This is a genomic window from Rathayibacter sp. VKM Ac-2928, assembly GCF_022815545.1.
Taxonomy (GTDB): Bacteria; Actinomycetota; Actinomycetes; order Actinomycetales; family Microbacteriaceae; genus Rathayibacter; species Rathayibacter festucae.
Genome location: NZ_JALGRU010000001.1, coordinates 590,255 through 611,207 on the forward strand (window position 1 = coordinate 590,255; position 20,953 = coordinate 611,207).

A 20,953-nucleotide genomic window follows, 5' to 3' on the forward strand; every position below is an offset into this window, starting at 1 on the left:
CGGTCCTCAGCCCTCGACGAGCCGGTAGCCGGCACCGCGGAGCGTGGTGATCGACTCCGTGCCGAACGGGCGGTCGAGCTTGGCGCGCAGCCGCGCCACGTAGACCTCGACGATGTTGAGGTCGCCGTCGAACGCGTCGTCCCAGACACCCTCGAGGATCTCGCGCTTGGCGACCACCCGGTCGCGGTGGCGGGCGAGGAAGTCGACGACGGCGAACTCGCGCGAGGTCAGCCGGATCGCGACGTCTCCCCGGTGCACTTCGCGCAGCGCCGGGTCGATCAGCAGATCGCCGACGCGGTGGACCACCGGCCGCTCCGGCCGCCCGCGCCGCACCAGCGCCCGCAGCCGCGCCACCAGGACGGAGTACTCCAGCGGCTTCACCACGTAGTCGTCGGCGCCGGCGTCCAGACCCTCGATCTGGTCGCGGTCGCCGTCCTTGGCGGTCAGCATCAGCACCGGGGTCCAGTCGCCCTCGTCGCGGAGGGTGCGGCAGAGGGCGGAGCCGCTGAGCCCGGGCATCATCAGGTCGAGGACGATCGCGTCGTAGACCGTCTCGCGGGCCCGCCACAGTCCGTCCACGCCGTCGTGCGCGACGTCGACCGAGAAGCCCTCGGCCTCGAGACCGCGGCGGACGCCGTCGGCGAAGACCGCCTCGTCGTCGACCACCAGAATCCGCATCCCGTCGAGTATCGCCGGTGCGGCGCGACCGGCGCACGGGGAGCGGGCGGTCAGTCCAGGCGGTCGAGGGTCGCGCTGATGGTCCGCAGGCATTCGATCAGGACGCCGATCTGGCGGGAGTCGAGGTCGGCGAGGACCTCGCCCTCGGCCGCGACGAGGTGCCGCATCGCGTCGTCGACGCGCTTGGTGCCGCGCGGGGTGAGCGAGACGATCTTGCTGCGCGAGTCGGCGGCGTTCTGCTCGCGGACGACGAGGCCGCGCGCGCCCAGCCGGTCGACGCGGCTGGCGAGGTTGCCGCTGGAGATGCTCAGGCGGGTGGAGAGGACGGACGGCGTCATCGTGCCGGCCGGGTTCTGGCGCAGCAGCGAGAGCAGCTCGAACTCCCACGGGGCGAGCTCGCCGGCCGCGAAGGAGAGGCGCCGCACCTCCTGCACCCGCGGGCTGAGCCGGCGCAGGCGGGAGAGGACGTCGAGCGGGGCGAAGTCGAGATCGGGCAGGGCGTCGGCCCACGCGTCGATCACCAGATCGACATCGTCGTCTTCACGCATCCCCCGATTATCGTCGGACCCGGCGGTGCCGGGCGACGGCTGGCCGCGGCGGCGCGGGAGGCCTACCCTGCCGGCCGCGGCGCACGGGCCGCTAGCCTGGTCGGGTCGGAAGGACTCCCGTGCGCGCGCACCTCGAGCAGCTCCTCGCTCTGCTGAGCGGGACGTTCCTGCTGCTCGCGCTCGTCTCGAGTCCCGACGCCGCCGTCGTGCTGGTCGTCACCACCACCGCGGTCGCCGCTCTCGTCCTCGGGGCGCGCTACCTGGCCGTCGGCGCTCGCCGGCCCGTGCTGTCGATCGGCCGCCGCGCCCGGGAGCACCGGCTCGGCCTCGCCGCGCAGCCCTCGCCGCAGCACCCGCGCACCGCGGGTCGCGTGCGCTCGCGGGCACCGGGACTGCCGGGACTGGTCGCGTAGCCCGGAGCTCTGCCTCGGGAGGCGCGACCGTTCGCGATCGCGCTCACCTCCCGACGACAGGACTCTCTTGAACTTCTACGACTTCCCGCCCATCGCGGCGGCGCTCGACGCCGCCTCCCACCTCGTCACCGGGCTCGCCTCGGCCCTCGAGCCGCTCGCGGGCGGCGCCTCGGCCGCCGTCGCGATCGTGCTGGTGACCCTCCTCGTCCGCGTGCTGCTGATCCCGGTCGGGATCTCGCAGGGCCGGGCCGAGATCACCCGCCGCCGCCTCGCCCCGCTGCTCCGCGAGCTGCAGCGCAAGCACGCGAAGAACCCGGAGGCGCTGCAGCGCGCCACCATGAAGCTCTACGCCGACGAGAAGGCCTCACCGCTCGCGGGCTGCCTCCCGGTGCTGCTGCAGGCGCCCGTCGTCTCGCTCCTGTACGGGCTGTTCGTGCACCCGGACATCGCCGGTCACGGCAACGCGCTGCTCGACGCGCGACTGCTGGACGTGCCGCTCGGGCGCTCGTTCGTCACGGCGCTCGGCGGCGGCGACCCCGCGCAGCTCGGCGTGTTCGCGGTGCTCCTCGGGGTGATCGCGCTCGTCTCGTGGCTCGCGCGCCGGGTCGCGCTGCGCCAGGCGGCGCTCACCCCGGTGCCGGAGGGGACACCCGCGGCCGTCGCGCAGCTGACCGGGGTGCTCAGCTGGATGCCGTTCCTGACGGTGCTGTTCGCCGCGTTCGTGCCGCTCGCGGCGACGCTCTACCTGACGGTCACGACGACCTGGACGCTCTGCGAGCGCGTGATCGTGCGGCGGGTGCAGGCGGGCGGGGCGCGGGCGTGAGGCGGCGCCCGCCAGCCGGCGCGCTCACCAGCCCGTCGTCAGCACCTCGTCGAGCTGGTCGGCGAAGAAGTCGGCGCTCTCGACGGTGAAGCAGAGCGGCGGCTTGATCTTCAGCACGCACTGCCGGTCGGAGGTGGGCTGCACGATCACACCGCGCTCGCGGAGGCGCTCGCAGATCGCGCGCGTCTCCGCGGTCGCCGGCTCGAGAGTCTCCCGATCGCGGACCAGCTCGAGGCCGAGGTACAGCCCGCTGCCGTGCACGGCGCCGATCAGCGGGTGGCGCTGGGCGAGCTCCTCGAGCCGGCGGCGGAGGTGCGCGCCGGTGGTCCGCGCGTTCTCCTGCAGCCGCTCGTCCGCGAGCACGTCGAGCACCGTAGTGCCGACCACGGAGCTGACCGGGCTGCCGCCCGCCGAGGAGAAGAACGAGCCCTGCGAGCGATAGCGGTCGGCGATCTCGCGGGTCGTCACGACCGCGCCCAGCGGATGGCCGTTGCCCATCGCCTTCGCGACGGCGACGACGTCGGGCACCACGCCCTGCTGCTCGAACCCCCAGAACCAGTCGCCGAGGCGGCCGTAGCCGACCTGCACCTCGTCGGCGATGCAGAGCCCGCCGTGGGCGCGGACGGCCGGGTAGACCGCGGCGAGGTAGCCGTCGGGCAGCGGGATGCCACCGGCGTTGCCGTAGAAGGTCTCGGCGATGAAGCCGCCCGGGGGAGTGCCGGCCGCGGCCAGCTCCTCGATCCGGGCGACCGCCTCCGGTGCGTAGCGGTGCGCCTCGGCCCCGCGGTGCGTGCCGCGGTAGCTGTTGGGCGCGTCGAGGGTGTGCACCCAGGGCGGCCGGGTCGCGAGCGCGTCGGGGTTGTCGGCGACGGAGGTGGAGACCGCATCGGACAGACCCGACCAGCCGTGGTACGCCTCCCGCACCGCCAGCACGTCGTCGCGGCCCGACCAGGCGCGGGCGATCCGCAGCGCCAGATCGGCCGCCTCCGTGCCGCTGTTGACGAGCAGCACAGTGTCGAGCCCGTCCGGCAGCAGGGCCGCCAGCCGCTCGCAGAACTCGCCGATCGCGGGGTAGGAGAAGCGCGAGTTGGTGTTGAGCAGCCGCCACTGCCGCGCGACCCGCTCGACGAGCAGCGGGTGGGCGTGGCCGATCGAGGTCACGTTGTTGAGCACGTCGAGGTGCACGCGGCCGGAGTCGTCGACGAGGTGCTCGCGCCAGCCGCGCAGCATCGTGGGCGGGGACTCGAAGTAGTGCTCCTGCGCCTCGGCCAGGTGCGCGAGCCGCCGGCCGAGCACCTCGGGGTCCGGCTGCGGGGCCGGCATGACCCGTCCCAGGAGCAGCGGGGTCGGGTCGCGGAGCACGTCGAGCCAGGCGCCGGCCCAGCGCGCGTTCGCGAAGGGCGGGAGGTCGACTGCGTCGAGCGCGCGCGGTGCGGCCTGGGCGCGCAGGAGTTTGCGGGCCGTTCCGACCGGATCGCCCGCTCCCACCCGGGTGCCGGGCGCGGGAGCGTCGTCGACCCCGTCGAGCCGCAGACGGACCCCGTCGGCGAGGAGGGTGACTCCGCCGGGGACGCCGCCGCCCACCTCCGCGTCGAACGGCGCGACCAGAGGTGTCTCCGCGGCGAGGTGGACCTCGGTGACCAGTGCGGTCGTCTCCGGCTCCTGCGCGGTGTGCGGGCGGCCGCGGGTCAGACGGCGCTCGCCGTAGCGCAGCACCGCCGCCCCGGCGCCGCCGGCGAGCGCGGCGCGGGCGAGGGCGGGCTCGGCGTCGTCGTCCAGCCAGCGGCCGGCGTCGAGCGCCGGGCTCTCGGGCGAGAGGTCGACGACGACGGCGTCGAGGCCGCCGAGCACGGGGACCGCGGGGGCGAGTGCGACCGGTGCGCTCGGCCGGCCGAGGGCCCGCCGGACCAGCGCCTGCAGCACCGGCAGCGGCGCGGCGATCGCCCGGTCGAGGATCAGCCGTTCGTGCTCGAGGTTCTCCCGGGCGTAGTCGTTGCCGGGGTCGCCGGCCAGGACGTCGTCGGCGCTGACGACGAGCACCGCCGCGCGGAGCACCACGAGCGGCCAGAGCGCCTCGACCTCGGCGTCGGCGAGCGGGCGCACGGCGTCGTACGCGGTGGCGGCACGGAGCACGGTGGCCGCGTCGGCGTCCGCGTGGTGCAGGAGCGAGGACAGCGTGATCGCGAGCTCGCCGACCGCCCAGCCCGCGCCGAGGTCGCCGAAGTCGATGACGCCATCGGGGAGGACGCCCGCGTCGACCACGACGTTGTCGTCGGTGAGGTCGCCGTGCACGAGCTGCACCGGGAGAGCGGCGGCGAGCGGATCGACGACCGCCAGCGCTGCGTCGACGGCCGCCCGGATCGCCCGCGCCGAGCGACGGGGCACCCGGCCGATCAACGCGTCGACGACCTCGCCCGCCCGCCGCAGGTCCCACTGGTCGGTCTCCTCGAGGCCGTCGAGCGGCTGCTCGGCGAGCGCGACGTCGACGCGGGCGGCGAGGCCGCCCATCGCCCGGACGACGGCGGGGGAGAGGTAGCCGGAGCCGGAGAGGGTCCGGCCGGCGACGAAGTCGAGGACCCGGGCCACGGCGGTCGTGCCGCCGAGGTCGATCTCGTGGAGGGTGCGGCCCTCGCGGTCGGGGCGCACGCGCGGGAGCCGGACGCCCTCGAGGTGCTCGGCGAGGCGCGCGACGGCCGCCGTCTGCGCCTCGATCCGCCCTCTCGGCGTCGCCGGATTCGCCACCTTGAGCAGCAGCCGCTCGTCGCCGGTGTCCACGAGGACGTTGCGGTCCTGATTGCTGCCCAGCTCCCGCAGTGCGCCGTGCAGCCCGTAGCGCTCGCGCAGCAGGGCGGCCGCGACCTCGTGATCGAGCGCGGGCGGGGGCGGCGGAGCGGCGTCGGACGGCATGGCGGGGGTCCTGTCGAGCGGGGATCGTTTGCGTCCATGATCCCGCGTCGGAGGGTGGGTGCAGGTGGATCTCGATGCGCCCGCTGCGCGGGCTACTCGATCAGCAGGATGCCCGCACCGCATCTACCGCGTGTCAGCGCGTCAGCGCGCGTAGGCCGACGGGTCGAAGCGGCCGAGCTCCTCGCGGAAGGCGAAGGCGAAGTCGGGCCAGAGCAGGGTGAGGCGGCGGGAGGCGGAGTCGACGTACCAGCTCTCGCAGCCGCCGTTCGTCCAGACGGTATCGGCGCTGAGTGCGTCGAGGCGGGCGAGCGCGGCGGCCTCGGCCTCCGGAGTCACCTCCAGCAGCTCGACGCCGGCGGTCTCGCGGTGCTCGAGCGCGGCGAGGACGTAGTCGATCTGCGACTCGATCATGTGCACCGCGGAGTTGTGGCCGAGGCTCGCGTTCGGGCCGTTGATCACGAAGAGGTTCGGGAAGCCGTGCACGGCGGTCGACTCGTACGCCGACATCCCGTCACCCCAGCGGTCGGCCAGCAGCTCGCCGCCGCGGCCGCGGATCCGGCGGGCGAAAGGCGGGCGGGTCGCGTGGAACCCGGTCGCGAAGACCAGCGCGTCGACCTCGTGGCCGACACCGTCGTCCCCGATCGCCGCCGAGCCCTCGATCCGGCGCAGCGGGCTCGGAACGACGCGCACGTGCGGCTGCGCGAGCGCGGGGTAGTAGTCGTCCGAGAGCAGCACCCGCTTGCAGCCGATCTCGTAGTCCGGCGTGAGGACCGCGCGCAGCTCCGGGTCGGCGACCTGCGCGGCGAGGTGGCCGAGCGCCTCCGCCCGCAGCCGGCCGATCGCGTCGGGCACGCCGACGCGGCCGGCGAAGCCGAGCTCCGCGCGCCAGAACAGCTCGGAGCGCAGCCGCTCGACGGCGCCCGGCACGCGAGCGAGCGTGCGGCGCTCCTCCGGCGGGTAGGCGCGGTTCCGACGCGGCACGACGTACGGCGCCGAGCGCTGGAACAGCACGACCTCGGCCGCGCGCTCCGCGAGGTGCGGCACGATCTGCACGGCGGAGGCGCCGGAGCCGACGATCCCGACGCGCGCCCCGTCCAGGTCGACGTCGTCGCGCCAGCGGGCGGAGTGGAAGACCGGTCCGGCGAAGCCCTCGACTCCGGGCACATCGGGCAGGCGTGGCTCGGACAGCCGCCCGGCGCAGACCACGAGGACGGCGGCGTCGAAGTCCCCCCGCGAGGTGCGGACCCGCCAGCGCTCGATGTCTTCGTTGAAGGTCATCTCCAGCACGTCGGTCCCGAGCTGCAGCTGCGGCGCGAGCCGCTCGCGCTCGACGACCCGCTCGAGGTAGGCCTGGATCTCGGCGCCCGGCGCGTAGAACGCCGACCAGTCCGTCTCGGGCGCGAACGAGTACGAGTAGAGGTGCGAGGGGATGTCGCAGGAGACGTTCGGATAGCGGTTGTCGCGCCAGGTGCCGCCGACGCGCTCGGCCCGCTCGAGCAGCGCGAAGGAGACGCCGCCGCGGCGGGCGAGGCGCGCCGCCGCTCCGATGCCCGCGAAGCCCGCGCCGACCACGACGACGTCGACCGAGGTCGCCATCAGACGATCGTCCGGGGGAGTGTCGACCCGGCCGGGTCGCGGTGCGGGTCGGCGACGAAGCGCTCGACGAGCGCGAGCAGCTCGGCCGGCCGCTCGGCCAGCATGCAGTGGCCCGCATCGATCACGGCGTAGCGGGCGTCGTCGATCGCCCCGAGCAGCGCCTCCGCCCCCTCGACGCCGACGACGGCGTCGGCGGTGCAGCCGACGACGAGCGCGGGGACGCGCAGACGCGCCGCGGCCTCGGTCGCGTCGGCGCGGGCGGCCGCGGCGAGGAGCGCGGCGGTCGCGGCGTCGGCGGCCAGCGGAGTCGCGCGCCCGGGTCCGAGGTCGGCGAGTGTGCGGACGCCGATCACGCGCGCCAGGTCCGCGCGGGCGTCGGGGAGGCCGGCCAGCGACTCCCACAGCCGGGCGACCGCGACGAGGCGCTCGGTGGGCCGCAGCCAGCCGGCGGCCAGCACCAGGGCGACCACGCGCGGGTCCGCCTCGGCGGCGGTGATCACGGCCCAGGCGCCGAGGGAGACGCCGACGACCGCCGCCCGCTCGGCGCCGAGCCGGTCGAGCGCGGCGGAGACGGCGCGAGGCGCGTCGCGCAGCGGATCCCGCAGGTCGGCGAGCTCGAGCGCCGCCACCCGGTGCCGGCGAGCGAGCATCGGCAGCAGCAGCGCCCCGTCGGCCCGGGCACCGCGCCCCGGCCCTGTCGCGAGCAGGACGACGTCCGTCGCCGGCTCACCACCGGAGTACAGGCGGACCGTGTCGTCACCCACCGTGAGGGTCGACTCCCGGATCAGCGCGGCCTGCCGCTCGAGGTACGCCGACGACCGCGTCACGAGGCGCGGCCGGCCTCGCGCACCGGCAGCCGCAGCCGTCGTGTCCGGGTGCTGCCGGGCGCCGGCGCTGTCATCGCGCGCTCGGGGGCGACGTGTCCGTAGTCGGTGGTGCGCTGACGCCAGGGCCGGCCGATCTCGCCGGTGAGACGTGCCACGGTCGCGATGTCGAGGGAGCGGTGCGCCTCGGCGCCGGCCTCCGGGCTCATCGCGCCGTCGAGCAGCAGCCCGCCGAGATCGTCCGCGCCGCCGCGCAGCAGCTCCTGCGACAGCTGCAGCCCGAGCTTCGTCCAGGCCGTCTGCACGTGCTCGATCCGCCCGTGCAGCAGCAGTCGCGCCACCGCGTGCACCGCGCGCGTCTCGCGCCGGGTCGGCCCGCCACGGGTCTGCGCGACGACCGCGGGCGGCGCCTCCGCCGGCACGAACGGCATCGCGATGAACTCGGTGAAGCCGCCCGTCTCGTCCTGGATCGCGGCCAGCGCGCGGAGATGATCGATCTGCTGCTGCGGCGTCTCGACGTGCCCGTAGACCATGGTCGCCGTCGACTTCAGGCCCCCGCGGTGCGCCGTCGTCACCGACTCCCGCCACTCGGCGACGCTCGGGTCCGCACCCTCGCTCAGGATCGCGCGCACCCGGTCGTCGAGGATCCGCGCCGCGGTCCCCGGCACGGAGTCGACGCCCGCCTCGCGCAGCGCGGCCAGCATCTCGGCGGGGGTGCGCCCGGTGCTCGTCGCGGCGTCGAGGATCTCGCCCGGCCGGAACGCGTGCAGGTGCAGGGAGGGGTGCCGTGCGTGCAGGGTGCGCACGATCAGCAGGTGGTCCTCGCCCGGCGTCGGGAGCGGTCCCTGCAGGCACAGCTCGGTGGCGCCGAGCGCGACGGCCTCGTCGGCGAGCTGCTCCAGGGTCTCGACGGTGAGCCCGCCGGCGCCCCAGAGCGCGGTGTCGATGTTGCGGTTGGCCACCACGGTGACGGTGTCGCCCACGGCGGCGCGGCGGACGTCGTCGGCGAGGGCGGCCAGTGCGTCGAGGTCGTCGCCGTCGGCGGCGAGCAGGGCCAGATAGTCGGCGTCGTCGAGACCGCCCGGGTCGGCGCTCGCGCGCTCGAGCACGGCGGCGAGGGTCGGCGCGGCCGGGCGCGGTGCGGGCGGCGGCTCCTCCTCGTACGCGCGGGGGACGATCGGCGCGGCCTCGTCGGCCAGCCACGACTCCCGGTCGGCGAGCGCGAGCACATAGGGCGCGACCCGCGGGTCGATCCAGGTCTCCGCGTCGCTCAGGTACCGCGGGTGCGCGGTGAGGCGCTCGTGCAGCCGGTAGCCGGAGTCGGCGGTCAGCCGCGCGAGGTCGTCGATGTTCGGCCACGGCCGCTCCGGATTCACGTGGTCAGCGGTCAGCGGGCTGACCCCGCCCCAGTCGTCGATCCCGGCGCGGAGGAGGAGCCCGAGCTCCTGCTCGTCGGTGAGGTTCGGCGGCACCTGGATCGTCATGTCCGCGCCGAGGACGAGGCGCGCGACGGCGACGTTCGCGACGTACTCCTGCAGCTCGAGGTCGACCTCGTTCTGCATCGCGGTCCGCGGCTTGGCGCGGAAGTTCTGCACGATGCACTCCTGCACGTGGCCCCAGAGCGCGTGCGAGTCGCGGATCGCGAACAGCGCGTCGGCCCGCTCCGCCGTGTTCTCGCCGATGCCCAGCAGCACGCCCGTGGTGAACGGGATCCGGCTGCGCCCGGCGTCGTCGAGCACCCGCAGCCGCAGCGCCGGGTCCTTGTCGGGCGAGCCGTAGTGCACGCCGCCCTTCTCGGACCACAGCCGCTCGGCGGTCGTCTCGAGCATCATCCCCATCGAGGGCGCGACCGGGCGCAGGCGCTGCAGCTCGGCCCAGGACATCACTCCGGGGTTGAGGTGCGTCACCATGCCGGTCTCGGTCATCACCAGCACCGCCATCGCGCGCACGTACTCGAGCGTCGAGGCGTAGCCGTGCTCGGCGAGCCACGCGCGGGCGACGGGCCAGCGGTCCTCCGGGCGGTCGCCGAGGGTGAACAGCGCCTCCTTGCAGCCGAGCGCGGCGCCGGCGCGGGCGACCTCGAGGATCTCCTCCGGCTCCATGAAGGTCGACTCGCGCTTGAGGGCGAGGCCGCCCGGCGTCTCGACGAACACGCAGTAGTGGCAGCGGTCGCGGCAGAGCTTGGTCAGCGGCACGAAGACCTTGCGGGAGTAGGTGATCACTCCCGGCCGGCCGCGGCGGGCGAGCCCCTCGTCGCGCAGCCGCCCGGCGGCCAGCAGCACCGCGTCGAGGTCGTCCCCGCGCGCCTCGAGGAGCACCTCGGCGCTCGCGCGCGTGATCGGCTCGCCCTCGGCGAGGCGGGCGAGGAGGGTGGGCACGGTCATGCGGAGGCGGCTCTTCCGGAGGGGTCGGTCGGCGGGCGCCGACGGGTCGGGGCACGGGAGGGTCGGACGGCCGGCGGCACGGCGGCGCCCGGTCGCGACGGAATCAGAGGGCGCGCAGACGCGGCGCGAGGTCGCGCTCGAACGCGTCGAAGAAGCGCTGCTGGTCGTCGCCCGGCGCGTGGAACACGAGGTGGTTGAAGCCCGCGTCGACGTAGGGCTTGATCTGGGCGACCGTCTCGTCCGGGTCCGAGCCGACGATCCAGCGCTTGGCGACCTGCTCGATCGGCAGCTCGTCGGCGGCGCGCTCCATGTCGACCGGGTCGGTCAGCGAGTGCTTCTGCTCGGGAGTCAGCGAGAGCGGCGCCCAGAAGCGCGTGTTCTCGAGCGCGAGAGCCGGGTCGGGGTCGTAGGAGAGCTTGATCTCGATCATCCGGTCGAGCGCGGCGGAGTCGCGCCCGCCCGCCGCGATGCCCTCCTCGACCGCGGGGAGCAGCTTCTCGGTGTAGAGCTCCATGCCCTTGCCCGAGGTGCAGATGAAGCCGTCGCCCGCGCGGCCGGCGTACTTCGCGACGACGGGCCCGCCCGCGGCGATGTAGACGGGGACGCCGTTCTCGGGCTTGTCGTAGATGGACGCCTCATGGGTGGAGTAGTACTCGCCGTCGAAGGAGACGCGGTCGCCGGCCCAGAGGGCGCGCATGAGGCGCACGGCCTCGCGCAGCCGGGCGAAGCGCTCCTTGAAGTCGGGCCAGCTCTGCTCGCCGGCGCCCTGGTAGCCGGTCGCGACCTCGTTCAGCGCCTCGCCGGTGCCCACGCCGAGCATGATGCGGTCCGGGTAGAGCACGCCGAGCGTGCCGAACGCCTGCGCGATGACGGCGGGGTTGTAGCGGTAGTGCGGCGTCATCACCGAGGTGCCGAGCCGGATGGTCGAGGTGCGCTCGCCGGCCGCGGCGAGCCAGGCGAGCGAGAACGGCGCGTGGCCGCCGGTGTGGCGCCAGGGCTGGAAGTGGTCGGAGACCACCGCGCTCTCGAAGCCGTGCCGCTCGGCGCCGACGGCCAGCTCCACGAGCTCGCGCGCCCCGAACTGCTCCGCCGATGCCTTGTACCCGAGCGTGATCGTCATAGTGCCGCCTTCGTCAGAGGGAGGGGACCGCTCCGGACACCGGGCGGTCCCTCCATTCTGCGCCCGCGCGGGCGGCGATCGGGACGCTCAGGCGGACGCGCCCGAGATGTTGACCATCCAGTGCACGCCGAAGCGGTCGGTCAGCATCCCGAAGCGGTCGCCCCAGGGCGACGTGGTCAGCGGCTCCTGGACCGAGCCGCCGGCGGCGAGCCCGTCCCAGTAGCCGCCGAGCTCGGCGTCGTCGTCGCCGAAGAGCGCGACCGTGATGCGCGCGCCCTCCTCGAACGTCATCGAGCCCGGGGTGTCGGACGCCATCAGAATCAGCCCGCTCGGCGTGGTGAGCTGCGAGTGCATGAGCAGGTCCTGCTCGGCCGGATCCTCGCTCGCGTGGAAGTCCGCGAAGGTGCTCGACACCAGCTCCCCGCCGAAGACCGAGTGGTAGAACTCCATCGCCTCGCGAGCGTTGTCGCGGAAGCCGATGTAGGGGCTGAGACTCGTGGACATGGGGTGCCTTCCGCTCGAGGAGGGCCCCAGTATCGACCCGTCGGCGATCCCGCTGCAACGGCCGCCTTCCTGCTGATCGCCCGGTCCGCGCAGCGGGTGTCCCCCTGCTGATCGAGTAGCCCGCGGAGCGGGCGACCACATGCTGATCGAGTAGCCCGCGGAGCGGGCGACCACATGCTGATCGAGTAGCCCGCGCAGCGGGCGTATCGAGATCCACCAGCGTCAGAGGCCGAGTCTGCAGACTCGCCCTGCTGATGCCGCGGGTCTCGACACGCCCCTGCGGGACTACTCGACCAGCATGTCTGCGCGCGTCTCTTCCCAGTAGATCCCCGTGTCCGGCAGGCGGGGACGGCGCGGCTTCTACAGCTCCGCGCGGGTCGGCGGGTTCGCGCCGGAGCGGGAGGTGGTGATGCCGGCGACGCGGGCGGCCCAGTGGCCGATCGCGCGCAGCGAGGGCTCGTCAAGGAGCAGGCCGTTCGGGGCGCCGAGGCCCTGGCGGAAGGCCTCGTCGAGGATCGCGCCCATGGCGGAGTCGCCCGCGCCGATGGTGTCGGCGACGACGATGCGGGCGGCGGGGACGGTGGCCCGGGCGACGGAGGAGGCGAGGAGCAGGCCCTCGCCGCCGCGGGTCACGACGGCGAGCTGCGCGCCCAGCTCGAGCAGGCGGGTCAGCACCTCGTCGAGCTGCATCGTCGGGTAGAGCCACTCCGCGTCCTCGTCGCTGAGCTTGACGATCTCGCAGGCCGCGGCGACCCGCTCGAAGCGGGCCAGCGCGTCGTTGTGCTCACCGACGAGCGCGGGGCGGATGTTCGCGTCCACGCTCGCGGTGACGCCGGCCGGCAGCGCCTCGAGCAGTTCGACGATCGCGGAGCCGCCCGGCTCGAGGTAGACGGCGATCGAGCCGGTGTGCACGTGGGTCGCGCTCGAGGGATCGGCGGCCGGCGGGTTCCAGGAGAGGTCGAAGTCGTACTCGGCCGAGCCGTCCGCCTGCAGGCGGGCCCGGGCGGTCGAGGTGCGCTCGGCGTCGCCGTGCAGCACGGTCACGCCGGAGGCGCCCAGGTGCTCGGCGATGCGCCGGCCGCGCTCGTCGTCGGCGATGTCGGTGACGAGGGTCGCCTCGCGGCCGAGGCGAGCGAGGGTGAGCGCGACGTTCGCGGGCGAGCCGCCCACGTGCTCGGTGCTCTCGCCGTCGCGCTCGACGATGTCGATCAGGGCTTCGCCGATGACCAGGATGCGGGGCGCCGCGCTGTCGCGGACGTCGGTGGAGGGCATCCCGCCATCATGCCGGTCCGCGCGGCGCCGCCGCGAGACCTCCCGCGCCTCGTCACATTCCGGCGGGGAGTCCGGCCAGCACCTCGTCCACCGTGGTCAGGGTGATCAGCGGCCCGAACAGCGCCATCGCGTCGAGCGCGCGGGTGTGGTCGGCCACGGAGGCGCCCGCGCAGGCATCCGTCACCACGCGCACGGCGACGCCCGCGTCGGCCGCGGCGAGCGCCGTCGCCAGCACGCAGCAGTCGGTCGAGACCCCGGTCAGCACCATCGAGCGGGAGTCGTCGAGCAGCGCCTCGAGCTCGGGGCCCCACTTGCCGAACGTCGGCGCGGTGATCGTGCGGTGCCCCTCGAAGCCGGGGACCAGCGCGTAGAGCGGATCCTCGTCCGGGACGAGCGCGAACGGCCAGTCCCGGTAGTAGGGGATCCAGGCGCCGCGGGGCTCGGCCGGGGCGACGAAGCGGGTGGTGACCACCCGCTCGCCGAAGTGCGGGAGCAGCCGGGTCGTCCCCTCCGCCGCACGGTCGAACTCCTTCGACGCCCACGGCGAGCCCTCGTCGGCGAAGACGTGCTGCAGGTCGATCGCGACGAGCAGGCTCACGCGTCGGCCTCCTGGCGTCGCACCGCGGACCGCGAGAGGACCAGCGTGCCGGCGAAGCCGATCACGAGGGCGACCAGCACGCCGAGGTTCGCCCCGGCCCACTCGCCGTCGCGCCCGCCGATCGGGCCGAGCAGGTAGCCCTCCCACTCGAAGCCGGGGGAGTAGTTGACGACGAGGCCCCAGCCGATCACGGCGCCGATCACCACGAGCAGCACCGGTGCGAGCGAGACGCTGCCGTAGCGGCCCCGCGAGGTGTAGAGCGCCTCCTGGTCGTAGTCGCGGCGGCGGAGGAGCAGGTCGGCCAGGAACACGCCGAGCCAGCCCGCGATCGGCACGCCGAGGGTGATGAGGAAGCCCTGGAAAGGGCCGAGGAAGTCGCCCGCGACGAAGACGACGTAGATCGCGCCGAGCACCATCAGCACGCCGTCGATGCCGGCTGCCACCGGCCGGGACACCTTGAGGCCGGTGCTGAGCAGCGCGAGGCCCGAGGAGTAGATGTCCATCACCGCACCGCCGATCAGCCCCAGCAGGGCCACGACGATGAAGGGGAGCAGGAACCAGGTCGGCAGGATGCTCGCGAGCGCGCCGATCGGGTCGGCCGCGATCGCGTCGGACAGCTCCGTCGAGGAGGCGGCGAGCAGCAGCCCGACCACCACGAGCACGACGGGCGCGACGGCGCCGCCGATCGTGGTCCAGCCGATGACCCCGGCGGTGCCGGCGGTGCGCGGGAGGTAGCGCGAGTAGTCGGCCGCCGCGTTCACCCAGCCCAGCCCGAAGCCGGTCATCATGAAGACGAGTCCGCCGATCACGGCTCCGGCCGAGCCCGCGGGCAGGCTGCCGACGGCGGCGAGGTCGATGCGGTCGAGCACGAGCACGACGTAGACGACGGTCAGCACGGCGGTCGCGATCGTGATCGCGAGCTGGAGCCGCATGATCAGCCGGAAGCCGGCGATCCCCGCGATGACGATCAGCGCCGCGACGACGATCAGCGCGACGACCTTGGTCAGCACGCCGCCGTCCCAGCCGAACTCCTCGAAGACGGTCGCCGTCGCCAGCACGGCGAGGGAGGCGAGCACCGTCTCCCAGCCCACCGTGAGCAGCCAGGAGATCACCGCGATCAGGCGGTTGCCGTCGACGCCGAAGGAGGCGCGGCTGAGCACCATCGTCGGGGCCGAGCCGCGCTTGCCGGCGACCGCGACGAAGCCGCAGAAGAGGAAGGAGACGACGATCCCGATCACGGCGACCGCGGTCGCCTGCCAGAAGGACAGGCCGAAGCCGAGCAGGAACGAGCCGTAGCTCAGCCCCAGCACCGAGACGTTGGCCGCGAACCACGGCCAGAACAGGTCGCGCGGGCGGCCGTGCCGCTCCGACTCCTGGATGGTGTCGAGACCGTTGAGCTCGATGCCGCCGGCGGGGCGGGTGGTCGGTTCGGGAGAGGTCATGACATCCCTCGTTGTCGCGCGGAAGGCCCGGGCGAACGCCGGATCCTGTCGAATGTAGTGCAGGATCGGCGCCCGATCGCGGCCGGCCGGAAGACCGGTGGACGACTCCGCGAGGTCCGCTCCTGGGGAGGAGACCCGCGGCCGCGCCCGCTCAGTCCTCCGCGCGCTCCATCAGCCCCCGCAGCGTCTCGAGGTCCGCCGCGACCCGGTCGCAGTCCTCGTCCCACTGCTCGAGCGTCATGCCGTCGTACCGGCGGACGGTGAAGGCGATCTCGGCGCCGTCGCCGTTGGCGAGGATCCGGAGCGGGTTGTCGAAGACCCGGCCGCCCTCGGTGATCACCCGGTGATCCGCCACGCCGTAGGGGTTCCGCGGCGCGAAGACGATCTCGACCCGGCCCATCGGCGAATCGGCGAACCAGTGGCCGTCCACCTCCTCGACGGAGGCCCGCGCCAGCCCCGCCGCCCAGAGCGACAGGTTCGAGGGATCGACCACGAAGGAGTACACCTCGTCCGCCGGCGCGTCGATCACGACGCCGACCGGGCGCGACTCGTACAGGACCATCTCAGTCTCCCTCCGCGGCGAAGCTCGCCACGAGCAGCGCCGCGAGCGCGGTCCGCTCGAGCATCCCCTCGATGCTCACCGATTCTCCCCGGGCGTGCGCGCCCTCGCCAGGGGCGCCGAGCCCGTCGAGCACGGGGATCCCGAGCGCGGCGATCAGATTGCCGTCGCTGGCGCCGCCCACCGCCGTCTCGGTCAGCGGCAGGTCCATCGTCTTCGCCACCCGCTCGGCCCGGCGGTAGAGCGCGCCGACGGCGGCCGTCCGCTCGAAGACGGGCCGCTGCCACGACCCGCGGACCTCGATCCGGATCCGCGGGTCCGACGCCTCGAGCGCGTTCATCTCGGCCTCCACCCGCGCCGCCTCGGCCGCGCCGCGGATCCGCACCTCGAGCTCGAGCCGCACCTTCGCGGTCGTCACGTTCACCCGGTTGCCGCCCTTCACCACGCCGATGTTGACGGTCGTCCCCGCCTCCGGCCGGGCGATCCCGAGCACGCGAGGGATCAGCGCGCCGAGCTCGTGGATCGCGCTGGCCCCCTTCTCGGGCTCGACGCCCGCGTGCGCCTCGACTCCGACGACGTCCACCACGAAGTTGCCGATGCCTTTGCGCGCCGTCTTCACCGCGGTGCCGATCGCCCCCTCGAAGACGAGCGCCGCCTCCGCCCCGCGGCTCTGGTGCTCGAGGAAGCTCCGCGAGGTGAGGCTGCCGACCTCCTCGTCGCCGTTCATCACCAGGCGGACGGCCGGGTGCGCCAGGCGGGCGTGCCGCAGCGCGAGCACGAGCCAGACCATCTGCACGAGGCCGACCTTCATGTCGTAGCTGCCCGGGCCGCTGAGGCGGTCGCCGTCGATCGCGAACGGCCAGCCGCGGGTCGTGCCGAGCGGCCAGACGGTGTCGTAGTGCCCCACCAGCGCCACGAACGGGCGGGACCCGCGCGGTCCGCGCCCCGGGGCGCTGCCCGGGAAGGTCCAGCTCGACGCGCTCGGGCAGTCCTGCTCGCGGAGGTGCTCGAGCTCGCCCGCGTGTCCGAGCCGCTCGCCGACCCAGTGCACGAGGAACGCGTGCAACTCGTCGAGCGCCTCGAGGGAGTCGCTCGGGCTCTCCATCATCACGAGGTGGCGGACGTCGTCGAGGATGCGCGCGCGCTGGTCGCGGAGGAAGGTGCGGACGCGGGCGGCGTCGGCGGCATCGGGGAAGGTCACCGCTCCGGAGTACCAGAGTGCGGCGCCCGGCGCGAACCGGCGGCGGGAGTGAACCGGACGCCGCCCCTCTACGTTGAAGGAGGAGAGGTGGAGATGTCCGAGGATCAGGCCGAGATGCTGCGTGCCCTGCACGACGAGCACTCGGCGGCGCTGTGGCGGTTCGTCCTCCGGCTCACGGGCGACCGCCAGCTGGCGGAGGACGTGGTGCAGGAGGCGCTGCTGCGCGCCTGGAAGCACCCGGAGATCCTGGCCCAGGGCGAGGCCGCGGCCCGCTCCTGGCTCTACACCGTCGCCCGCAACATCGTCATCGACGACCGCCGCAGCGCGCGGCACAACCGCGAGTTCGGCACCGACGAGGTGCCGGAGCGCGCGCACGGCGACCGGACCGACCAGGTGCTCGACGCCTGGCTGCTCTCGGAGGCGCTGGGCACCCTCAGCCACGACCACCGCGCGGTGATCGTGCACGCCTACTACGGCGGGCGCACGGTCGGCGAGATCGCCGAGCTGCTGGGCATCGCGCCCGGAACGGTGAAGTCGCGGATGCACTACGGGATGCGGGCGCTGAAGCTCGCCCTCCAGGAGAAAGGCGTGACCGAACCGTGAGCACCGAGCAGCAGAGCGACGACGCCTCCCGCGACGACGCCTTCCGCGACTGGGACGCGGCGTACCTCCTCGGCGCACTCTCGCCCGCCGACCGCCGCGCCTACGAGCAGCACCTGCGGGGCTGCGCCGGCTGCCGCGAGGCGCTGGGCGAGTTCGTCGCGATCCCCGGCCTGCTCGCGCATCTGCCGCAGGAGGACGCGCTCGCGCTGCTCGAGACGGAGCAGCGCGTCGAGGAGTCCGCCCCGCCCGCCCTGCTCGCGCACCTCGCCCGGGCGACCGACGCGCTCCGCCGCCGCACCCGCTTCCGCATCGCCGGCCTCGTGCTCGCCGCCGCCGGGGTCTCCGCGGCCGCCGCGATCGCCCTCCCGCTCGTGATCGGCACCCCGCCCACGGTGGTCGAGAACACGGTGGCTCTCGCCGCGGCGCCCGGCGTCCCGGTCGAGGCGTCGGTCCGCTTCGTCCCGGAGGCGTGGGGCACCCGGATCGACATGGACTGCAGCTGGGAGGAGAGCGGCGCGGCGACCGGGGGCGCGGCGTCCGTCGGCTACGTCATGTACGTGACCGACACGGCCGGCTCCACGGAGCCGATCGGCTCGTGGACGAGCACGCCCGGCTCGACGGTGGAGCCGAGCCTCTCGACCGGTCTGCCGCTGGCCGAGATCGCCTCGGTCGAGGTGCGCCTGCAGGGCTCCGAGCAGGTCGTCCTCACCGGCAGCCCCTGACGCGGACCTCACCCCGGCACGGGCAGCCCCTGACGCGGGGTCCGGCGCCGACCCCGATCTCCCAGGTGCGGAGCCCCGGGACTGAGTAGCTTCTCAGTCATGACGATCGCGACCCTCGCCCTCGCCCCTGCCTCCGTGACGGCGGCCTCCTCCACCGACAGCATCGACGAGCTCTCCGGTCTCGTCGGCGTCGCCGCCCGCGTGATCGCGGCGCTGGGCGAGGCCGGTGTCGGTCTGCTGACACTGATCGAGACGGTCTTCCCGCCGATCCCGAGCGAGCTGGTGCTGCCGCTGGCGGGCTTCCTGGCCCAGCAGGGGCGGATGAACCTGGTGCTCGTCGTGATCACCGCGACCTTCGGCGCCTACCTCGGCGGCCTGATCCTCTACTGGCTCGGCTACCGCATCGGCACCGAGCGCTCGATCCGCCTGCTGTCCAAGCTGCCCCTGGTCGACCGCGAGGACTTCGAGAAGGCCGTCGGCTGGTTCCGCCGCCACGGCACCTGGGCCGTCCTCTTCGGCCGGCTCATCCCCGGAGTCCGGAGTCTGATCTCGCTGCCCGCGGGTGCCGAGCGGATGAACCTGCTGCTGTTCTCGGGGCTGACGATCCTCGGCTCCGGCGTCTGGAACGGCCTGCTGATCGGCCTCGGCGCGGCGCTCGGCACCCAGTACGAGCTGGTCGACCAGTACGCGGGCGTGCTCGACGCGATCATCTACGGCGCGATCGGCGTGGTCGTGCTGCTGCTGGTGGTCCGCAGCATCCGCCGGCACCGCGCCGCCCGCCGCACCGGGGCCGGCCGCCGGCACTGACCCGGGCCGCCGGCACCGCAGGGTAGCGGGCGCACGGGCTGAGCGCGACCGCCCCCGTGTCCCGCTCGCCGCGGGGCGGAAGTGCCCTAGCGTTCGAGAGGTCAGCCCCCGACGAGAGGACCCTCATGCCCGAGAACACGGCCGAGAACGCCGCCGCCGCGACTCCCTCTCCCGCCCTCTCCCGCACCGCCGTCGAGCGCAGCTGGATCATCGGCGTCTCGCTGATCGCCATCGCCCTCGGCGTGATCGCGGTGCTGATCCCCGGCCCTACCCTGCTCACCGTCGCGATCGTCTTCGGCATCCACCTGATCGCTGCCGGCGTCTTCCGGCTCCTGCTGGCCTTCACCGCCACGCGCCTGCAGAACCGGGTTCGCTGGCTCGCGGGCCTGCTCGGCGCCCTGATCCTGGTCGCCGGCATCTTCTGCCTGTCGAACCCGTTCGAGTCGCTGAGCATCCTCGGCCTCGTGATCGGCCTGGGCTGGATCCTCGACGGCGTCTCGAGCATCACCAGCGGCCGCACCGTCGCCGGCCCGGTGTGGCTGCCGATCGCCGCGGGCATCGCCTCGGTGATCGCGGGCCTGCTCACCGTCATCATGCCGGTGCTGGCGCTGTCCGCCTTCGTCACCGTCGCGGCGATCCTGCTGATCGTCGTCGGCGTCTCGGGCCTGCTGCTGCTGCCGGGCCGCACGAGGACCGCGCCGGAGACCGCCGAGGCGCGCTAGACGCTCCAGAGCCCGAGCGCCTGCACCGGGATCGCGTAGGCGAACCAGGAGAGCGGCGCGAGGATCCAGTTCGCGAGGATCCGCCGCCGGCCGTCCGCGTGCGCGAGCACCACGGCGACCTCGGAGCGGGCGATCCGTGGGGAGTACAGCAGGGGCGCGTTCGCGACGATCGACAGCAGCGCCCCGATGATCACCGGCCCGCCGGCGAGGACGAAGAGCCCCGGCTCGGTCTGCAGCGCGAACGCCGTGGCGACGACCAGCCAGATCGCGAGCAGGGTGGCGGCGGTGGCCCGGGTCGCCCGCTGGGAGAGGCTGCGGCCGGAGGCGATCACCGGGTCGAGCGGCTCCGACCGGTCCGCCCGCACGGCCCGCACGGCCCGGAGGCGGAGCGCGACGGCGACGATCAGCGCGAGCACGGCGTAGGGCAGTCCCGCCCGCGTCAGCGCCATCGGCAGCCACGGAGTGCTCAGGGCGAGGACGCTCCCGAAGAGGCCGCCGAGCACCAGCATCCCGAGCGGGACGACGACCACCAGGCTGAGGGGGAAGCGCGGGGGGCCGTCGTGCGTCGTACGGGCGTCCGCGTGCTCCGGCTCTCCGAACGGTCGCTCACCGGTCGCCTGCGCGGCGTGCTCGTGATCCCCGTCGTCCCCGATCCCCGTGCTCCCGGCCCCCATGCCGTCGACCCTAGTCCGGCCGCCTTTCCGCGGCGGGTCCGTGGCGGGTCCGTGGCAGCATGGCGCCGTGACCGCCGCCGACCCCGCCTCCGAGCCCGACCTCGTCCCCGAGCTCCTCGTCGAGGACCTCGAGCGCAGCCTCGCGTTCTGGTGCGGCCCCTGCGGCTTCGCGGTCCGCTACGCGCGACCGGAGGAGGGCTTCGCGTACCTCGTCCGCGGCACCGCCCACGTCATGCTCGACCGGATCGGCAGCACCCGCGACTGGATCACCGCGCCGCTGGAGCGCCCGCTCGGCCGCGGCGCGAACCTCCAGATCCGCGTCGACGACGCGGACGCGGTCGCGACGGCCCTCGAGGCCGCCGGAGTGCCGCTGTTCGCCCCGTCCGAGACCCGCTGGTACCGCGCGGGGGAGGAGGAGGCGGGCGTCCGCCAGGTCCTCGTCACCGACCCCGACGGCTACCTCCTGCGCTTCCAGTCCTCGCTCGGGCGGCGCCGCGCGACGTGAGCCGAACGGCGCGCGCCATCATGCCAGCGGAGGACGCCGGAGACGGCCGCC

Annotated in this window: 21 protein-coding genes; 7 read left to right on the forward strand and 14 right to left on the reverse strand. The window is 74.3% G+C overall.

The genetic code is table 11. The annotated features are described in order from the left end of the window. Positions 1–6: 6 nt before the first annotated feature. A complete protein-coding gene (locus tag MT350_RS02880; protein ID WP_123702432.1) occupies positions 7–678 on the reverse strand; it encodes a response regulator transcription factor in 672 nt (223 codons plus the stop codon). A 50-nt stretch (positions 679–728) separates the two neighbouring features. After that, a complete protein-coding gene (locus MT350_RS02885; protein ID WP_243598771.1) occupies positions 729–1,226 on the reverse strand; it encodes a MarR family winged helix-turn-helix transcriptional regulator in 498 nt (165 codons plus the stop codon). 119 nt (positions 1,227–1,345) lie between these two features. Between MT350_RS02885 and MT350_RS02890 the strand changes: the two genes are divergently transcribed. Both MT350_RS02890 and MT350_RS02895 read left to right on the forward strand, forming a co-directional pair. Beyond that, positions 1,346–1,639 (forward strand): hypothetical protein, encoded by a 294-nt coding sequence (locus MT350_RS02890; RefSeq protein WP_123733838.1) that lies wholly within the window; start codon positions 1,346–1,348, stop codon positions 1,637–1,639. A gap of 67 nt (positions 1,640–1,706) precedes the next feature. Then, positions 1,707–2,462 carry a membrane protein insertase YidC gene (locus MT350_RS02895; RefSeq protein WP_243598772.1) on the forward strand — a complete coding sequence of 252 codons (756 nt, stop codon included), beginning with the start codon at positions 1,707–1,709 and terminating at the stop codon, positions 2,460–2,462. A gap of 24 nt (positions 2,463–2,486) precedes the next feature. Here MT350_RS02895 and MT350_RS02900 read toward each other — a convergent pair whose 3' ends face one another. The 11 genes from MT350_RS02900 to MT350_RS02950 all read right to left on the reverse strand — a co-directional run bounded on the left by MT350_RS02900 (position 2,487) and on the right by MT350_RS02950 (position 16,869). Continuing rightward, positions 2,487–5,369, reverse strand: a complete 2,883-nt coding sequence (locus tag MT350_RS02900; RefSeq protein ID WP_243615347.1) for an aminotransferase — start codon at positions 5,367–5,369, stop codon at positions 2,487–2,489. Positions 5,370–5,510: 141 nt separating this feature from the next. After that, entirely contained in the window at positions 5,511–6,965 is a 1,455-nt protein-coding gene (locus MT350_RS02905; protein WP_243615348.1) for an NAD(P)/FAD-dependent oxidoreductase, read from the reverse strand. After that, on the reverse strand, positions 6,965–7,792 hold the full coding sequence (locus MT350_RS02910) for an alpha/beta fold hydrolase (protein ID WP_243615349.1): 828 nt from the start codon (positions 7,790–7,792) through the stop codon (positions 6,965–6,967). The genes MT350_RS02905 and MT350_RS02910 overlap by 1 nt, the downstream gene beginning before the upstream one ends. Then, positions 7,789–10,173 carry a 7,8-didemethyl-8-hydroxy-5-deazariboflavin synthase CofG gene (cofG, locus tag MT350_RS02915; protein ID WP_243615350.1) on the reverse strand — a complete coding sequence of 795 codons (2,385 nt, stop codon included), beginning with the start codon at positions 10,171–10,173 and terminating at the stop codon, positions 7,789–7,791. The genes MT350_RS02910 and cofG overlap by 4 nt, the downstream gene beginning before the upstream one ends. A 103-nt stretch (positions 10,174–10,276) precedes the next feature. Next, a complete protein-coding gene (gene fgd / locus MT350_RS02920; protein ID WP_123445218.1) occupies positions 10,277–11,293 on the reverse strand; it encodes a glucose-6-phosphate dehydrogenase (coenzyme-F420) in 1,017 nt (338 codons plus the stop codon). An 87-nt stretch (positions 11,294–11,380) separates the two neighbouring features. Next, positions 11,381–11,797 (reverse strand): VOC family protein, encoded by a 417-nt coding sequence (locus MT350_RS02925; protein WP_243598777.1) that lies wholly within the window; start codon positions 11,795–11,797, stop codon positions 11,381–11,383. A 360-nt stretch (positions 11,798–12,157) separates the two neighbouring features. Further along, complete coding sequence (locus MT350_RS02930; protein ID WP_243598778.1) at positions 12,158–13,069, reverse strand: carbohydrate kinase; 912 nt, start codon at positions 13,067–13,069, stop codon at positions 12,158–12,160. 52 nt (positions 13,070–13,121) lie between these two features. Next, a complete protein-coding gene (locus MT350_RS02935) occupies positions 13,122–13,667 on the reverse strand; it encodes a cysteine hydrolase family protein (RefSeq protein WP_243598779.1) in 546 nt (181 codons plus the stop codon). Continuing rightward, entirely contained in the window at positions 13,664–15,109 is a 1,446-nt protein-coding gene (locus tag MT350_RS02940; RefSeq protein WP_173250483.1) for a cytosine permease, read from the reverse strand. The genes MT350_RS02935 and MT350_RS02940 overlap by 4 nt, the downstream gene beginning before the upstream one ends. 151 nt (positions 15,110–15,260) lie before the next feature. Next, entirely contained in the window at positions 15,261–15,671 is a 411-nt protein-coding gene (locus MT350_RS02945) for an SRPBCC family protein (protein ID WP_243598780.1), read from the reverse strand. A 1-nt stretch (position 15,672) separates the two neighbouring features. After that, positions 15,673–16,869, reverse strand: coding sequence for a M20/M25/M40 family metallo-hydrolase (locus MT350_RS02950; protein WP_243598781.1), 1,197 nt, complete (start codon positions 16,867–16,869; stop codon positions 15,673–15,675). Between the two features lie 93 nt (positions 16,870–16,962). Here MT350_RS02950 and MT350_RS02955 point away from each other — a divergent pair, with 93 nt between their 5' ends. The 4 genes from MT350_RS02955 (at position 16,963) to MT350_RS02970 (ending at position 19,723) form a co-directional block, all read left to right on the forward strand. Continuing rightward, positions 16,963–17,472, forward strand: coding sequence for a sigma-70 family RNA polymerase sigma factor (locus tag MT350_RS02955; protein ID WP_132435921.1), 510 nt, complete (start codon positions 16,963–16,965; stop codon positions 17,470–17,472). After that, the gene (locus MT350_RS02960; RefSeq protein ID WP_243598782.1) at positions 17,469–18,194 is read left to right on the forward strand and encodes an anti-sigma factor; all 726 of its coding nucleotides are present in this window, start codon (positions 17,469–17,471) and stop codon (positions 18,192–18,194) included. Before MT350_RS02955 ends, MT350_RS02960 begins: the two co-directional genes overlap by 4 nt. A gap of 99 nt (positions 18,195–18,293) precedes the next feature. Beyond that, a complete protein-coding gene (locus MT350_RS02965; RefSeq protein WP_243598783.1) occupies positions 18,294–19,001 on the forward strand; it encodes a DedA family protein in 708 nt (235 codons plus the stop codon). A 125-nt stretch (positions 19,002–19,126) separates the two neighbouring features. Beyond that, positions 19,127–19,723, forward strand: a complete 597-nt coding sequence (locus tag MT350_RS02970; RefSeq protein WP_243615351.1) for an HdeD family acid-resistance protein — start codon at positions 19,127–19,129, stop codon at positions 19,721–19,723. Here the strand turns inward: MT350_RS02970 and MT350_RS02975 are convergent. Next, positions 19,720–20,397 (reverse strand): hypothetical protein, encoded by a 678-nt coding sequence (locus tag MT350_RS02975; RefSeq protein WP_243598784.1) that lies wholly within the window; start codon positions 20,395–20,397, stop codon positions 19,720–19,722. The two genes, MT350_RS02970 and MT350_RS02975, sit on opposite strands and share 4 nt — an antisense overlap. A 67-nt stretch (positions 20,398–20,464) precedes the next feature. On the opposite strand from MT350_RS02975, the gene MT350_RS02980 reads away from it, so the two are divergent. After that, a complete protein-coding gene (locus MT350_RS02980; RefSeq protein WP_243598785.1) occupies positions 20,465–20,902 on the forward strand; it encodes a VOC family protein in 438 nt (145 codons plus the stop codon). Positions 20,903–20,953 lie beyond the last annotated feature (51 nt).